The organism is Niallia sp. RD1 (assembly GCF_024219955.1).
Classification (GTDB): domain Bacteria; phylum Bacillota; class Bacilli; order Bacillales; family Cytobacillaceae; genus Niallia; species Niallia alba.
The window spans coordinates 1,727,985-1,743,892 of record NZ_CP100420.1 but is presented as its reverse complement, the minus strand read 5'-3'; the positions used below and the strand labels follow the sequence as shown (position 1 = coordinate 1,743,892).

The window sequence follows — 15,908 nt, the reverse complement described above, 5'->3', positions numbered from 1 at the left end:
TGACCGCATTTTTATATGTGTAGATTGCCTTTCCAAGCACAAATAAGTGTGACTTCGAGCACGCAGACTTATCTTTGTATAAACATTACTCGTTTATCGCTGGGCAATCAGTCAATGTTGTCTATCCCTATAAATCTTATAAAGGAGTTTTCCCTATGGCTTTAAAAATTGTTTATCCCATTTGTTGTGGAATTGATGTCCACAAATCCTTTGTTGTGGCTTGTATTGCCTCCACTTCCAAAGGAGTAACCACTTACAAACGCCATCGCTTTTCAACCTATACAAAAGGATTGCTTGAGCTGTCACAATGGCTTTGTGAAAATGATTGTCAGGATGTTTGTATGGAATCTACCGGGAAATACTGGATTCCTGTGTTCAATGTACTAGAAGATTCCTGTAACATCACCTTGGCGCATCCTAAGTATGTCAAGGCAATCCGCGGTAAAAAAACCGATAAAAAAGATGCTAAATGGATTGCTGATTTATTTAAACATGATCTTGTAGCCGGAAGCTTTATGCCTCCACTTGAGATTAGGCAGCTTCGTGACCTTATGCGTTATCGCTTCAAGCTGACTAACTTTATGTCGAGTGAGAAAAACCGTCTTCAAAACAGTTTAACTGTGTCTAATATTCAGCTTGGAAATATTGTTTCGGATACCTTCGGCAAAAGCTCCATGAACATTATTGAGAAGCTACTAAAGGATCCATTAGACACCTCATTTGATTTAGAACCTTTAATTCATGGCTCCATGAAGCATAAACTTCCTGAACTCGAGCTCGCTATTGATGGATACATTACATCTGAACAGGCTGAAAAATTAAAGGTTATTAAACAACATTATGAAGACCTTGGAGCCCGTAAAGCAGATCTTGAAAAAATTATTCTTTCACTTGCCGCGTCCTACCATGATGAAATCAACTTAATCTTAACTGTTCCGTCTTTTAAAAACATTTTTTCCGCCATTGCCGTGGTTTCCGAAATAGGTGTTGATATGGACGTGTTTCCGACAGCTAAGCATTTATGCTCCTGGGCAGGACTTACACCCACAAATAACGAGAGTGCCGGCAAGAAAAAGTCAGTAAGAATTTCAAGAGCTGGATGTTACATAAAACCACTTTTGGTGCAATGTGCAACCGCAGTGGTTAAAAGTGAAAAACATCCCGAAATTCGAAACCGTTACCTACGGCTAAGAAAACGCCGTGGTCACAAACGAGCAATTATTGCGATTGCACGAATGCTTTTAACAGCTATCTACAATATTCTCAAAAAGAAAGAAGCCTATAACGCTGAATTATATTTAAAATCGGATGTTCTTCCAGTAAACCGTGAAATCACGGTAGAACAAGCGATTTTATTAGCTAAAAACCATGGTTATCATGTGTTAGAAGCATCTTGATTTTGTCGTATAAATTTTAAAAAAATCATCCAATGATGGTTTATTTGTCATGCATTCTTTTTGAGATAGTGATTTCAATAATTATTTCAGACTTGATTTCAATAATTATTTCAGACTTTATTCCTCCTATTAATTTTACAAATGATGTCTTAAAAACTGGCTGCTAATAAAATTCAATAGTTCTTCTTTATTGCCATTATTGAATAGATCGATACTCCTCTCCGATTCAATAATAGATGCACTTAAAAAACTTAATACTTCCATTACACTTGGACTTGCATTTAATGGTGCGAGTAAAAGTAGGACTCGTTTCACCATTTCATTAGCACCATTCATTGCCCTCAAACTCACCATCTCGGGCAAGTCAATGATATCGAAAGATGGACTTTCAATTTGATTACTACTTGTATGATAGAGTGCTAAATTGGTTTCAGGAATAGCAAGACCACCTATTTCAGCCCTTGCCTCTAGAGCTTCATACACCTCTGTATTACTTAAAATAGAGCCTTGCTGCTTCAATACCTCTAATCCCCTTTTTAAGCTTTCACCTAAACTTACTCCCTCATCCCATATATGCATTTCTTTTAAAACAGTAGATAGAATCTGCGATTTCTCTGTAAACAGAAGAAATGACTGAAAATCCATACATTTTTGTTTAGGAGCTTCTATAACCTTCGCTTCTTTTAAAAGATGACCACTATTCTTCTGCAAATAGCTTTTCACTTCTTCTAAATCTTTATCGCTTAGTATAGGATTAACTACTAAATAATCTCTAGAGATATCCTCCAGTGGGATTGTCGAAAGAATTGCATCATATTCATCAATCGAAATATTCTTTAGCTCAAATACAGAAGCTGTTTTAACTTCTGATAGGCTTGGAATTTGATTGATTATTTTTGCCGCAAGCATTTTCGATGTTCCAATTCCGCTTGAACAGATAATCAATAACTTTAAATCTTTTGTTATTTTTTTATCATTAAGAGCAGATCCAAAGTGCAAGACCAGGTAGCCAATTTCTTCTTCAGGAACATCTCTGTTGACAAGCGTTAGCTCCACTGCTTTTTGTACTACTGCAAACAATTCAGCATAATCCTCTTTTATGTTTTCTAATAAAGGATTGGAGATCCTCATTTTTTGATCCAACCGATATAATGTTGGCTGAAGATGGGCTAACAACCCTTGGAACAAAGAATCACCTAATAATGTCGTATGCAGCAATTTCTCTACATTCGTAATTAAAGTTCTTACTAGCATAGCCACTTCTACATTTTCATCTTTAATACCAACCTTATTATCATAACGAACTTTGGCACCTCTTAAGTGCATCGTAATATAGCCAATTTCCTCTTCTGGAATCACTATATCAAACGTTCGTTCCAATCTCTCAACAATTTGTGTTGCAAACTCAAATTCTTTTGTTTTGGAAAGTTCATTTAAATAGTCTTCCTTAAAGGAGATATTTTCTCCCCGCTGTATTCTTTCCATTGCAAGGGCGATATGAACAACTAACCCAACATATGAACTGTCTGCCAATGGATAAGGCAATTGCTCATTAATATCTTCAATAATATTTTCAATCCGAAGCAACTTCTCCTTTTGAACAAGCCCTAAAAGCCGTTCAGATATAGAGTCAATTTTATTGCTAGACTTCTTCTGAATATTTTCCTTTACCATTTTAAGAAACTCTGGTACATCGAATCGATCAGAAATAAGACTGCGAATTGCTTTCCTTTTATCTTCTTCTGTTCCAACTAGTTCAATCCCGTAACCTCTTTTTCGCAGTAATCGCAGATTAAATTTTTCAATAGTTGGTTCTAACTTATCTAAATCATTGCTTACGGTAGCAGTAGTTACCCCAAGCTCCTTTGCTAACGAAAACAGCTTAATCGGTTCTTGATGATCTAGTAAAGTACACAAAGCAACAAGGATTCGTTCATCTGGAGTGTACTCTACATAATCCTGTTTTAATATAGATACCCTTAATTGGTAAATATCATTAGGGTTACCAATGATTTTTACCCCAACTCCCGCTTTCTTATTCAATTTAAGATGGAAGCCTTCTAGAATATCTTCTATATTTTTCAAATCCCGATGAATGGTTCTTTCGCTGACATTTACATGCTCAGCAATCCCTTTAATCGTCATTTCTTCTTCTATATTTTCTAATAATATTTGTAAAATAATTCTTTCACGAGCGGAAATAATCATAGCTTATCTCCTTAATTCCCTGACATAATTTAATTATAGAACTACTAAATACACTTATTCAAACAGTTTTAAACATATTTTTTTCAACTTTATTGTTGTCAATTTTAATTTAGGGTTCCCTATCTCCCTCTATAAATACTGAAAAGTAAATACTTTCATTTACACTTGGGTAGATTAAATAGAAATCTTTTAAATGACTTTGTTCTTTACAGCTATATGTGCAAGTATCAACAGAAAAAACCGCCGGCCAGAGTTGGCCGACAGCTTGTTAATAAGCATAAGCTTATTTCAATTTCTCAACAATTTCATCATATTTAGGGCTGTTCATGAAGTTCTCAACAGAAACATGCTGTGCAGCTGGTAATTTTTCTACTGCTCTTGCTGTTAAATCTTTATGTGTAATAACAAGATCTGCATCACTTGGAAGATTTGCAATAGATGTATTTGTTACATCTACTCCTTCAATTCCTGCCTTTTTCACTTTATTACGCATAATAGATGCACCCATCGCACTTGAACCCATACCTGCATCACATGCGAAGATTATTTTCTTCACATTTTTATAATCAAATTCTGTTGCTTCAGAAGTTGCAGTAGTTGCAGTAATTGCACTTGCTACTGAACTCTTTTTCCCTTTTAAAGCTTCCATTTTTTCTGTTGCTGCATTAATATCTTCTTCTTTTTCTTTACTTGTTTTCAAGATGATAGCTGCAATTACGAAAGAAATAATAGTCGCAACAATAACACCAGCAATTACACCTAAATGTTGTCCTTTTGGCGCCATTGCCATTAATGCAATGATACTACCAGGAGACGGTGTAGCAACTAAACCTGAATTGAATAATGTAAAGGTGAATACTCCACCCATACCGCCACCGATAACAGCTAATAATAACATTGGCTTCATTAAGATGTATGGGAAGTAAATTTCATGAATCCCACCTAAGAAATGAATAATTACTGCACCAGGTGCTGTTTGTTTTGACGTCCCTTTACCAAATAAGCAATAAGCTAATAATACCCCTAGACCAGGTCCTGGGTTTGTTTCTAATAAGAATAAAATCGATTTACCAACTTCTTTCGCTTGCTCTACTCCAATTGGACCTAGAACACCTTGGTTAATCGCATTGTTTAAGAATAATACTTTTGCCGGCTCAATGAAAATACTTGCAAGAGGCAATAATTTTGCATCTACAATCCATTGTACTCCACTTGATAAAATGCTACTTAAACCTTCAACAATTGGACCTACATATAGAAAACCAATAATTGCAATAATTGCTCCAAGAACACCTGCTGAGAAGTTGTTTACTAGCATTTCAAATCCAGCTTTAATTTTCCCTCTAAATAAGTCATCCACTTTTTTGATTAAGAAACCACCAAGTGGACCCATTACCATTGCTCCAAGGAACATTGGGATATCTGCTCCAACGACTACACCCATTGTAGCAATCGCACCGACTACACCACCACGTTCAGCATATACCATTTTACCGCCTGTATAACCAATTAATAATGGTAATAAATAAGTGATCATCGGACCAACTAGTTCCGCCAACTTCGCATTAGGAGTCCAACCTGTTTCAATAAATAAGGCTGTAATTAACCCCCAAGCTATAAATGCTCCAATATTCGGCATAATCATGCCGCTCAAATGACTACCAAAACGCTGTATTTTTACACGAAAACCATTTTTATTTTCGTTTGACATCTTTTTTTACCTCCTTTTATTTCATACTTTCATAATAAAGCGTTTACATAATTATAACAATTTAAAGTAAACACACTTTTGACAGACACACTGCTGACACAATTAAATTAATTTAATTGATAAAATTCAATAAAATCAGTATTCGACTTCGAACCCTTTTTTAAAATGCCACTAAAACACCTATCTATACACAATTCCAAACAAAAAAGAAGCTGGGACATAAGTATTCCAGTCATAGATAAACCCGAACAACTATCAAATAATCCTAAATGATTGTTCGGGTTTTATTAGTTTTATAAAAGGCTGTTTCAGTACAGTTAGTGTTAATATCCGCAGCCTGAATACACTTCGCTTTCCATGGGGCGAGCGCCGAGCCGCTTCGGCCTCTGGCCTGCAGGGTCTCGGACTTTCTCGCAGCTCCCATAGGAGTCTACGTGTATTCAGGCTGCTCCATATTTCCTACTAATTCATTTTTTCTAAAAAAACAATATTTTTTAGGGAATTGCCTTTAAAAACAGAGTGGAATGGAGCGGAAGACACTCGACTCCTGCGGGAAGTAGAGCAATCTTTAGACCCCACAGGCTTTAGCCGAGGAGGCTTAGGTTGCTCCCCGGCGAATCGTGTTTCTGTAGCGCAATGGAACGAATTAGTTTTTACACTTGACTATATTTAAAAACATAAATAACCATTGTATAAAAGGAACCTTTAATTAAGAGATAAATTAGAGATTGTTCGTCTTTACAGATTGGCTATCTAGTTTTGTCCCAGCCCCTACTATTGCACTTCTACTACACTTACATCCTTCATAACTTCAATAAAGTGTATATGATGTTCTTCAATATTTTTAATTTTAAAGATATATCCTTCTTCTTCTAATATATCGCCTTCAACAGCTTCGAAATTATTAGTCAGGAACCATCCGCCAATTGTATCCACTTCATCTTCAGATAAATGTGTCCCTAAAAGGTCATTAACTTCACTAATCAATACTTTCCCATTAAGAATATAATGATTATCTTTAATTTTACGAATGTCAGAAATTTCATCCTCATCAAATTCATCTCTGATGTCGCCGACAATTTCCTCTAATATATCTTCTGCTGTAACAATCCCTGAAGTACCACCGTATTCATCAAGCAAAATCGCCATATGTGTACGTTCCTTTTGCATTTTTATTAGTAATTCACGGATAGGAACTGTTTCAATCACACGGATAATCGGTTTCATGTATTCCTCTAGTTGAATCTCTTGTTTGTTTTGAATAGTCGCTGTTAGAAATTCACGAATGTTAATTAATCCGATCACATTATCCTTATCCCCATTCACTAATGGATAGCGCGTATAATTCTCTTCTTCTAAAATAGCCATTATTTCATCAAACGTATTATCAACACTAATAGTAACCATTTCTGTTCTTGGTACCATGATTTCTTTTGCAATTCGTTCATCAAATTCAAAAATATTATTTACATATGCTAATTCATTTTTATTGATTTCACCGCTTTTATAGCTTTCTGACATTAAAATTCTTAACTCTTCTTCCGAGTGTGCAAGTTCATGTTCTGACGCTGGCTTTAATCCAAAGATACTTGTCAAAAGTCGTGCCGATCCATTCAACAACCAAATAAAAGGATATAATAGTCGATAGAACCAAATAATTGGCGTTGCAAAGGTTAAGGATATTAATTCCGCTTTTTGAATAGCAACCGTTTTTGGAGCAAGTTCTCCGACAACGACATGCAAAAAAGTTACAAGTAAAAAAGAAATAATAAAGGCAATCAAGTGCGAGAGCGCATTCCCAATAGATAAACGAACAAATAACGGTTCTAAAATTTCTGCGAAAGTAGATTCCCCAATCCAACCTAGACCTAACGCTGTAACTGTTATCCCTAATTGACAGGCAGATAAATATTCATCTAAATGGGTCGTTACTTTTTTTGCTGCTAACGCACCTTTTTTTCCTTCAGCAACTAACTGATCAATTCTTGAACTCCTGACTTTTACGATTGCAAACTCTGTTGCAACGAAAAAAGCAGTTAATGCAATTAATATCACGAATAAAATCAAATTAAAAATTTCCAATAAGTAGCCCGTAAAGGGGCTTACACCTCCTGATTAATAAAAGCCACGCGCGGCATTTCTCCTATACAAAGAAAGAGACGCTGTTGCTTGTAAAATTACTACTTCAATCATATAAATAAATGCATCCTATAAAGTGAAACTTCCATCAGTAGGGGTTTTCCTTCCTCCCCCACTGATGGTCAGTTAAACCAATCGGACCTTTCCGGACAGTTGATCTCCCACCGTATTCTCATAAGCTTATGGTTGAGTCTTACTGTCCGTTAAGAGTGGGATAAATTACAGTTAATTTAGCAAAAGCAACAGTGCTTGTATTAAAGAAATACTTTCATGAGATATAGTATTTCTTACTTCCTTTTTTTTATGATGGTCCTGAATATCAACTGTTGTAAGCATCTGATGGATTTTTTCATTAAGATCCTTCATATTTGTTTTTAATTCTTCGATATCAAAGGAGTTCATTTTATGCTTATTTAATTGTTCCTTAATTTCCTCGAGCGATAGTTTTCTCTTTTTAAATTCCTCTATCGTTTTAATTTGTTCAATCTGCTCTTCGCTATAGTAACGATAATTTGTTTGAGAACGTTCTGCTTGAAGAAGACCAAGGTTTGTATAATAATCAATGGTTCTTTTCGTTACACCTGTAACTTTTGCCAAATCACCAATTCTTAATTTCACAGCCCCATCGCTTCTCCTCCTAACCATAACGTTTTAGTTTTACTTCCTAATTATATAAGTCAAAGGAGGAAAGATTCAAGCAAAAAACTTCCTATCTAGAATGCCTCTTTTTTTCTTCTTGCTAAATTTTCGAAAATGTCGGCTTTTTTATATTATTAAAATTCAATTTAGGTTAAAATATAGGAAGAAAGATAGAAAAGAGAAAATATATCAAAAAAGGGGAAATGGAGTGGAAACAATTATCAATTTTCTTACAAGTAAAAGTGTAAAAAGGTTTTTCATCTTTGCTTTCATTATTCTGGGTATCTACGCCCTTAGAAGCATGATTAATTTAATGCTTTTTACCTTTATCCTTTCATTTTTAATGGACCGGATGGAAAAAATTATCTCTAAGCGTATTCATGTAAAACGAAACGTTATAGTTAGCATCCTCTATCTAATAACGATCGGATTACTTTCCTATAGTTTTATTAAATATTTACCAATGCTAGTGGAAGAAATAACGGCACTAGTTAGACAATTAATGGATTTTTACTCCCGTCCACATGATAATGCTGTCTTAAATTATATTGTTTCCATAATTCAAGAAAGACAAATTAACAGCTATTTGGAACAAGGACTAGGCATTGTAGTCAAATATTTTTCCAGCATTAGCTCGATAAGTATACAATTCATATTAGCTATTATCTTAAGCTTCTTCTTCCTTTTGGAGAAGCCTCGACTGATCAAATATAGAGAAAACTTTCGAACAAGTAAAATAGCACCTTTTTATAATGAAATTGAATTTTTCGGCAAAAAATTTGTTTTAACGTTTGGAAAAGTGCTAGAAGCTCAAGTTATTATTGCTTTAGTGAACTGTATTTTAACGACAATCGGATTATGGATTCTTGATTTCCCTCAATTACTAGGCTTGTCTCTTATGGTATTTGTTCTTGGTCTTATTCCAGTGGCAGGAGTTATTATCTCCCTAATACCATTGTTGACGATTGGATACACCATTGGAGGCTATACCTATATTATTATTTTAATAATATTCATTTGTATAATCCATGCTATCGAGGCTTATATACTAAATCCAAAATTAATGTCCTCTAAAACAAATTTACCAGTGTTTTTCACTTTTATTGTCCTTATCTTCTCTGAGCACTTCTTTGGAGTATGGGGATTAATCATCGGGATACCTGTATTCGTTTTTCTTTTAGATATTCTCCAGGTTCAGAGTATGGATCCTAATAACAAAAAAGAAATAATAAAAGAATAGACCAGCTATAAAAAAACTGGGCATTAATAAATATTAAAGGCAGGTTGAATACACTTTTCGTGTATCCAACCTGCTTTTCGTTTTTCGCTAATGTATTTCGTCTTAGTATTTTAATACTGCACCAGTATTTGCAGATGTAACAAGTTTGGAATAGCGAGCTAAATAGCCGCTTTTCACTTTCGATTCAAAACCTTTCCATTCTGCTTTTCTTTGCTCCCACTCTTCCTCTGGAACAATAACATCCATTGTTCGATTTTCGATGTCGATTATAACATGATCGCCATCTTTTACGAATGCCAACGGTCCTCCCTCTGCTGCTTCTGGTGAAGCATGTCCGATAGAAATACCACGTGAAGCTCCTGAAAAGCGCCCATCTGTTACAAGCGCAACTTTTGGACCGAGACCCATTCCAACAATTTGAGAAGTAGGTGCCAGCATTTCCGGCATACCAGGTCCCCCTTTTGGTCCCTCATAGCGAATGATAACAACATGACCTTCCTTTACCTTCCCTTTTACTAATCCCTCTAATACTTCATCTTGTGAATTAAATACGATAGCTGGTCCTTCATGTCGTTGAATTCCATCTTGGACACCACCCGTTTTAATAATCGCACCTTGAGGGGCTAGATTACCAAACAATACGGCTAATCCCCCTGTTTGCGTATGCGGATCATCAATCGGGCGAATAACACCGTAATCTTTCACTTTACATCCAGCAATATTCTCTCCAAGTGTTTTCCCAGAAACCGTTATTGTATCTAAATGAAGGGCTCCTTCTTTTTTAGATAATTCATATAGAGCCGCTGAAACACCGCCTGCTTCATGCAGATCTTCAATATGTACATCAGATGAAGGGGCTAACTTAGATAAATGAGGCACGCGTGATGCTACTTCATTAATCCTTTCAAGTGGATATTCTACACCTGCTTCATGGGCTAATGCCAATGTATGAAGTACCGTATTTGTTGATCCCCCTAATGCCATATCCAACGCAAATGCATTATCAATTGCTTTTTCTGTGACAATATCTCTTGGTTTAATATCGTCTTTTATTAATTGCATCAGCTGTTTAGCAGATTTTTTTACAAACTCTCTTCTTTCTGGAGCAACAGCAAGAATTGTCCCATTTCCAGGCAACGCAAGACCAAGTGCTTCAGCTAAACAGTTCATGGAATTCGCCGTAAACATTCCCGAACAGGAACCACATGTCGGACAGCCAAATTGTTCTAATTCTCTTAGACCGCTTTCATCAATTTTACCAGATTGATAGGCTCCTACCCCTTCAAACACAGATGATAAAGATATCTTTCTACCATCACTAGTAACTCCAGCCTTCATCGGGCCACCACTGACAAAGATAGTAGGAATATTTAAGCGTAAGGACGCCATCATCATTCCTGGTGTTATTTTGTCACAGTTAGGAATACAAACCATCCCATCAAACCAGTGTGCTGCCACTACCGTTTCAATGGAATCGGCAATGATTTCACGGCTTGGCAAAGAATAGCGCATTCCAATATGTCCCATCGCAATACCATCGTCCACGCCAATTGTATTCATTTCAAATGGCACGCCACCTGCTTCTCGTATCGCATCTTTTACGATTTTTCCAAATTCCTGTAAGTGTACATGACCTGGAACAATATCAATATATGAATTAACTACAGCGATAAACGGTTTGTCAAAATCCTCCTCTTTCACACCAGCAGCACGTAGTAAGCTTCTATGTGGCGCTCGATCGAATCCCTTCTTTATCATATTACTTCTCAATTGTGTCACTTCTACCCCTCCAATTATCCGACTAAATCGAAAAATCTGTATATTTAAACTTTTACCTATTGTAACACTATGATAGTAAAATTGGTATAATTTCTTCTTATTAGTTATTCAGAGAAATTCATCTCTTCTATTTCGCTTACCAAAAAGCAGAAACATTGTTAAATTAGGATTTTAATAACAAAAAATGTAAGGATATCTAACATAACTCGACTCTTCCCTAATGCACCCTTTCTCTTCTTTTGGAATTCTAGACTGAACTGAAGTTATACAAAAATAATATACGCCCATCCCACTATCACTAAAGACTTTTTCATAAATACCCTTTATATAAGCAAAAGCGATGAAGTGTTTTCTACCCCTCCATCGCTTTGCTATCGGTTTCGTTTGTTTTTAAAAGGCTGTTTTCGTAAAATTATTTGTTGCTATTACTCACAGCCCGAATACACTTCGCTTTCCGTGGGGCTCAGAGCCGCCGGGGTCTCACCTGTCTGGCTAATCCCGTGGCGTCTACGTGTATTCCGGCTGCTCCATTTTTCCAACTAATTCTTTTCTCCTATTGGAAAAACAACAGTCTTTTAAAAAACAGTCTTTCAAAATAATGATACCTTACACAAATATATTGCTTATTTTCTTCACATCTTCTTCTGTTAATGTCACTTCTAATGTTCGTAAATTGTTCTTAAGCTGGTCTGTTGATTTCGCTCCTGGAATAATGACATCAACGGCAGGTTGTTCCAACAACCAAGCCAAAGCAAAATGTGTCGCGTCAAAGCCTTTGTCTTCAGCCATTTGCTTTAATTGGTCCACCTTTTCTACATTGCGAATAAATGCTTCTCCTTGGAAAAGCGGATTATTTTTTCTGCCATCACTAATAGCTGAATCTTTTGAGTATTTTCCAGTCAATAGTCCGGAGGCTAAAGGAAAATACGGAACAAAGCTAATATTGTTTTCTACACAGTATGGTAAGTATATGTCCTCTGCTTGTCTTTTAAATAAAGAATACTCTGCTTGAAATACCTCTAAATAACCATCTTGATTAAATTCTTTTATTTGCTCAGCATCTAAATTCGAAGCTCCAACTGCAAGAATCTTTCCTTCATCCTTTAACTCTCTTAGTGTTCCTGCCACTTCAGCCATTGGAGTAACCCCATCTGGAAAATGAACATAGAACAAATCAATATAATCTGTTTGCAGACGCTTTAAGCTATCTTCTACAGATTTACGTAAAAATTCTCTGCTGTTATCAAGCTCCATTTTGCCATCCACTAATTTATGAGCTGCTTTGCTTGCAATGACGATATCTTGGCGGTTGCCTCTTTCCTTTAGCACCTCACCAATTAACTCCTCTGATCTCCCTAACCCGTAAACATAGGCAGTGTCCAGAAAGTCGATTCCCGCATCTAATGCATTCCTTACCACATTTCTTCCTGTTTCATCATTTAAATTCGGAAATAAATTATGACCACCGACAGAATTTGCTCCATATCCCAGCTTCGTAACACGCATAGCCGTTTGACCGATTTGAACTTTACTACTCAAAAAATTCATCTCCTTCATTAATGTATAGACAAACACTCGCATTCACTCCTAGTATGCGTATTTCCGTACAAAGAGTAAAGTAATTCGCTCCTGTTCCAATTGGATAGTCTACTTTTGAACAAGCCTACATATACTTTTGGGAGAACAAAAAAGAAAGGACTTCGATTATCTGTGCAAGTATTAAAAAACGGGATTTTTTTTATCATTGTCCTCTTTCTGTTTATCATACTATGGTCCATAAGCGGAGTTCAGTTACTATTAAATTTCCCCTTTATTCTTATCCTTGTCGTTCCGTTATGGATTTATTTTCGTATTCATCAAAATAATCAAAGAAAAGCAATCCTATTTTCTAGAGAATTTATGCTCAATCTTTTTTTCTTTTATTTATTGACACTCATATACATAACATTAAAGCCTTTTCACTTCTCACCGCCAAATATAACCGAGGGGAAAATGAACTTAACTCCCTATGTCCAAATTTTGTATCAATATAAATATAAGCCACCTTTTTTTTGGATGTTATATACTTTAGGAAATATCATTCTGTTTATTCCCTTTGGTTTTATCCTGCCTATGTTATATAAAAAACGATTTAGAACATGTGTCACAATAGGGCTTGCTGTTCTATGTTCTCTTTCTATTGAACTTATCCAATATTTCTTTACCATGGATCGAGCGGCAGATATAGATGATTTTATTTTAAATGTCTTCGGAGCGATATTTGGTTACTTCCTGTATCTAATGATGCGGTTATTTGTGCGAAGAATAGTATATAAATCTTTTTTCTTTTAAGCCACTTTCAAAAAATTTTACTCAATAGGGAAGAAATACTGAGCAGCATGAATACACATAGATATCCAGACTCCACAGGCAAAGCCAGGAAGGCGGCAGAGCAATAACTTTACGGAAATAGCCTTCTTTTAAAAAAAGGGCATCTGAAAAAGATTACTCTCTTTCAGATGCCCTTTTCGTTCTTATTTCATTAACAGCCTGCTCTTTATTCCTCACCAATGATTCTTACTTCTGTCTCGAGGTCTACATTAAAGTTTGCTTTCACAGTTTTTTGGACATGCTTTATTAAGGATAAATAATCATTCGCTGTGGCATCCTCCACGTTTACAATAAAACCTGCATGTTTTGTAGATACTTGAGCACCACCAATTTTCGTTCCTTGAAGTCCACTATCTTGAATAAGTTTTCCTGCAAAGTAGTTTGGTGGTCTTTTAAAAACACTTCCACATGAAGGATATTCTAACGGCTGTTTTGATTCGCGCAAGAAAGTCAGTTCATCCATTTTCGCTTTAATTTCTGCATAATCTCCTGTTTCAAGAGAAAAAGTTCCTTCTAACGCTACCCAGCCATTTTTCCCAATACTACTTGTGCGGTAGCCAAGCTCTAATTCCTCTTTTGTTACTATTATAATTTCTCCAGCTCGCGTTAATATCTTGGCGGATTGCAATACGTCAGAAACCTCTCCTCCATAAGCACCAGCGTTCATATATAACGCACCACCTACAGATCCTGGAATTCCACAAGCAAACTCCAATCCTGTTAAAGAATGTTCTAAGGCAAATCTAGAGGTCTCAATAATGGCAGCTCCACTCTGGGCAATCACTTTATTACCTTCAAGGGAAATTTTGTCTAGCCTTGTTAAATTAAAGACAACTCCACGAATACCACCATCTCTAATTAACACATTGGAACCATTTCCTAAAATAGTGATTGGCATATTTTCGCTAAGTGCTATTTTATAAGCTGACTGTAATTGTTCGTACGTAAGCGGAAAAAGTAAAAAATCAGCCTTTCCACCAATTTTCGTATACGTATATTTATTTAACGCCTCATCCATCTTTACACATTCTTCGGGCAAAATTTCAAGAAACTTTTTAATCAATATATTCTTATCCATTAATCTCAACCTTCTATACATATTTCTGACTACACTATTCTAATAGTATACCAAAATTATAAATAGGTACGATGATAATAAGCAAATTTATGTGAAACGTTACTCAATCCATTATATGAAAAACGCCTACCTTTCATGCTAAGAAAAGGCGGAAACAAGCAATATTCACCGTAAAATAACCATATATTACATAAACAGCCAAACAAAAAAACTAAGCAATCCTCTTCCATTGATTACTTAGCAGATGCTACTAATACTCTTTCCTTTTGATGTATTAAATCGTAAGAAAGACAAGCTGGCTTATTTGTTCTAGGGTCTTTGACTACAACGGCATCTATTTGAAAAACTTCTTTCAAAACCTTTTCGGTCATTATTTCCTCTGCTGTTCCTTCTTTCATTAAATGTCCGTTTCTCATCGCTACCATATGATCAGAAAATCTTGCTGCATGGTTTAAATCATGGATAACCATCACAATGGTTCGATTTTCTTCTTCATTTAGTTTTTTTAATAATTTCAGTACTTCCAGCTGATGGGCCATATCTAAATAAGTAGTCGGCTCATCTAAAAGCAGAAGATTTGTTTCCTGTGCAATCGCCATTGCAATCCACGCTCTTTGTCTTTGTCCACCTGATAAGGTATCTACTTCCTGATCTCTCAACTCCATAAGACCAGTGACATCCAATGCCCAATTTATTACTTCTCTGTCTTTCTCCCCTAAACGACCAAAGCCTTTTTGATGAGGAGACCGCCCATAGGAAACTAAATCGAATATTGTTAATCCATTCGGTGCTTCTGGAGATTGAGGAAGCACAGCCATTCTTTGGGCAATTTTTTTCGTGGGGATTTTGTGTATCATTTCTCCATCTAAATATACATACCCGGCCTTTGCCTTATGAATCCGTGCAAGAGTTTTTAATATCGTCGATTTCCCACAACCATTTGGTCCAATGATAGTAGTAATTTTCCCTTCTTGCACATGTAAATTTAAGTCATTAACGATAATTTTATCTTCATAGCCAATTTTCAATTGATCTGTAGATAGTATGTCCACGCTTTCTTCTCTCCTTCCCTTACTTTTCTATATACCCTTTTAAAACCGAGGAGCATTTTTCGTTTTATTCTGCTAATCCTATTTTTTCATTTATTTCATTCTTTATTCCAAGAGAGCATTTGTACCTATCCCTTTATTAATTAAATAAGAACGCTTTTTAATAATTGATAATGATTTTCATTATTTATTATAATTTGAACTAGACTTTCATTCAAGACTGTTTAAAATATTTAACAAGATTTATTTTTTCGCATAAACATTTCATTTATAAAAAAAGTCTGCCTAATAGGTTCAG

11 protein-coding genes are annotated in these 15,908 nt (G+C 35.6%); 3 read left to right on the top strand and 8 right to left on the bottom strand.

All coding sequences use genetic code 11. The annotated features are described in order from the left end of the window. The first annotated feature begins 155 nt into the window (after window positions 1–155). Window positions 156–1,397, top strand: coding sequence for an IS110 family RNA-guided transposase (locus NKG37_RS08275; protein ID WP_016205480.1), 1,242 nt, complete (start codon window positions 156–158; stop codon window positions 1,395–1,397). A 135-nt stretch (window positions 1,398–1,532) separates the two neighbouring features. On the opposite strand, the gene NKG37_RS08270 is transcribed toward NKG37_RS08275, so the two are convergent. The 4 genes from NKG37_RS08270 to NKG37_RS08255 all read right to left on the bottom strand — a co-directional run bounded on the left by NKG37_RS08270 (window position 1,533) and on the right by NKG37_RS08255 (window position 8,073). After that, window positions 1,533–3,605: a BglG family transcription antiterminator gene (locus tag NKG37_RS08270; protein ID WP_169187723.1), complete on the bottom strand. Its 2,073-nt coding sequence runs from the start codon at window positions 3,603–3,605 to the stop codon at window positions 1,533–1,535. A gap of 283 nt (window positions 3,606–3,888) precedes the next feature. After that, window positions 3,889–5,316: a PTS mannitol transporter subunit IIBC gene (locus NKG37_RS08265; protein ID WP_224427879.1), complete on the bottom strand. Its 1,428-nt coding sequence runs from the start codon at window positions 5,314–5,316 to the stop codon at window positions 3,889–3,891. A 774-nt stretch (window positions 5,317–6,090) separates the two neighbouring features. Beyond that, window positions 6,091–7,398: a hemolysin family protein gene (locus NKG37_RS08260; protein WP_040342621.1), complete on the bottom strand. Its 1,308-nt coding sequence runs from the start codon at window positions 7,396–7,398 to the stop codon at window positions 6,091–6,093. A 282-nt stretch (window positions 7,399–7,680) separates the two neighbouring features. After that, window positions 7,681–8,073, bottom strand: a complete 393-nt coding sequence (locus NKG37_RS08255; protein WP_016201303.1) for a MerR family transcriptional regulator — start codon at window positions 8,071–8,073, stop codon at window positions 7,681–7,683. Window positions 8,074–8,302: 229 nt separating this feature from the next. On the opposite strand from NKG37_RS08255, the gene NKG37_RS08250 reads away from it, so the two are divergent. After that, on the top strand, window positions 8,303–9,334 hold the full coding sequence (locus NKG37_RS08250; protein WP_101729175.1) for an AI-2E family transporter: 1,032 nt from the start codon (window positions 8,303–8,305) through the stop codon (window positions 9,332–9,334). A 102-nt stretch (window positions 9,335–9,436) separates the two neighbouring features. Here the strand turns inward: NKG37_RS08250 and ilvD are convergent, their stop codons facing one another. Beyond that, the gene (gene ilvD / locus NKG37_RS08245) at window positions 9,437–11,113 is read right to left on the bottom strand and encodes a dihydroxy-acid dehydratase (protein WP_101729058.1); all 1,677 of its coding nucleotides are present in this window, start codon (window positions 11,111–11,113) and stop codon (window positions 9,437–9,439) included. A 606-nt stretch (window positions 11,114–11,719) separates the two neighbouring features. Next, window positions 11,720–12,661, bottom strand: coding sequence for an aldo/keto reductase (locus NKG37_RS08240; RefSeq protein ID WP_254416385.1), 942 nt, complete (start codon window positions 12,659–12,661; stop codon window positions 11,720–11,722). 351 nt (window positions 12,662–13,012) lie between these two features. Here NKG37_RS08240 and NKG37_RS26270 point away from each other — a divergent pair, with 351 nt between their 5' ends. Next, complete coding sequence (locus tag NKG37_RS26270) at window positions 13,013–13,444, top strand: VanZ family protein (protein WP_169187722.1); 432 nt, start codon at window positions 13,013–13,015, stop codon at window positions 13,442–13,444. Between the two features lie 205 nt (window positions 13,445–13,649). Here the strand turns inward: NKG37_RS26270 and murB are convergent, their stop codons facing one another. After that, window positions 13,650–14,561: a UDP-N-acetylmuramate dehydrogenase gene (murB, locus tag NKG37_RS08235; RefSeq protein WP_016201307.1), complete on the bottom strand. Its 912-nt coding sequence runs from the start codon at window positions 14,559–14,561 to the stop codon at window positions 13,650–13,652. A gap of 233 nt (window positions 14,562–14,794) precedes the next feature. Further along, window positions 14,795–15,613, bottom strand: coding sequence for an ABC transporter ATP-binding protein (locus NKG37_RS08230; protein ID WP_254416062.1), 819 nt, complete (start codon window positions 15,611–15,613; stop codon window positions 14,795–14,797). Window positions 15,614–15,908: the final 295 nt, after the last annotated feature.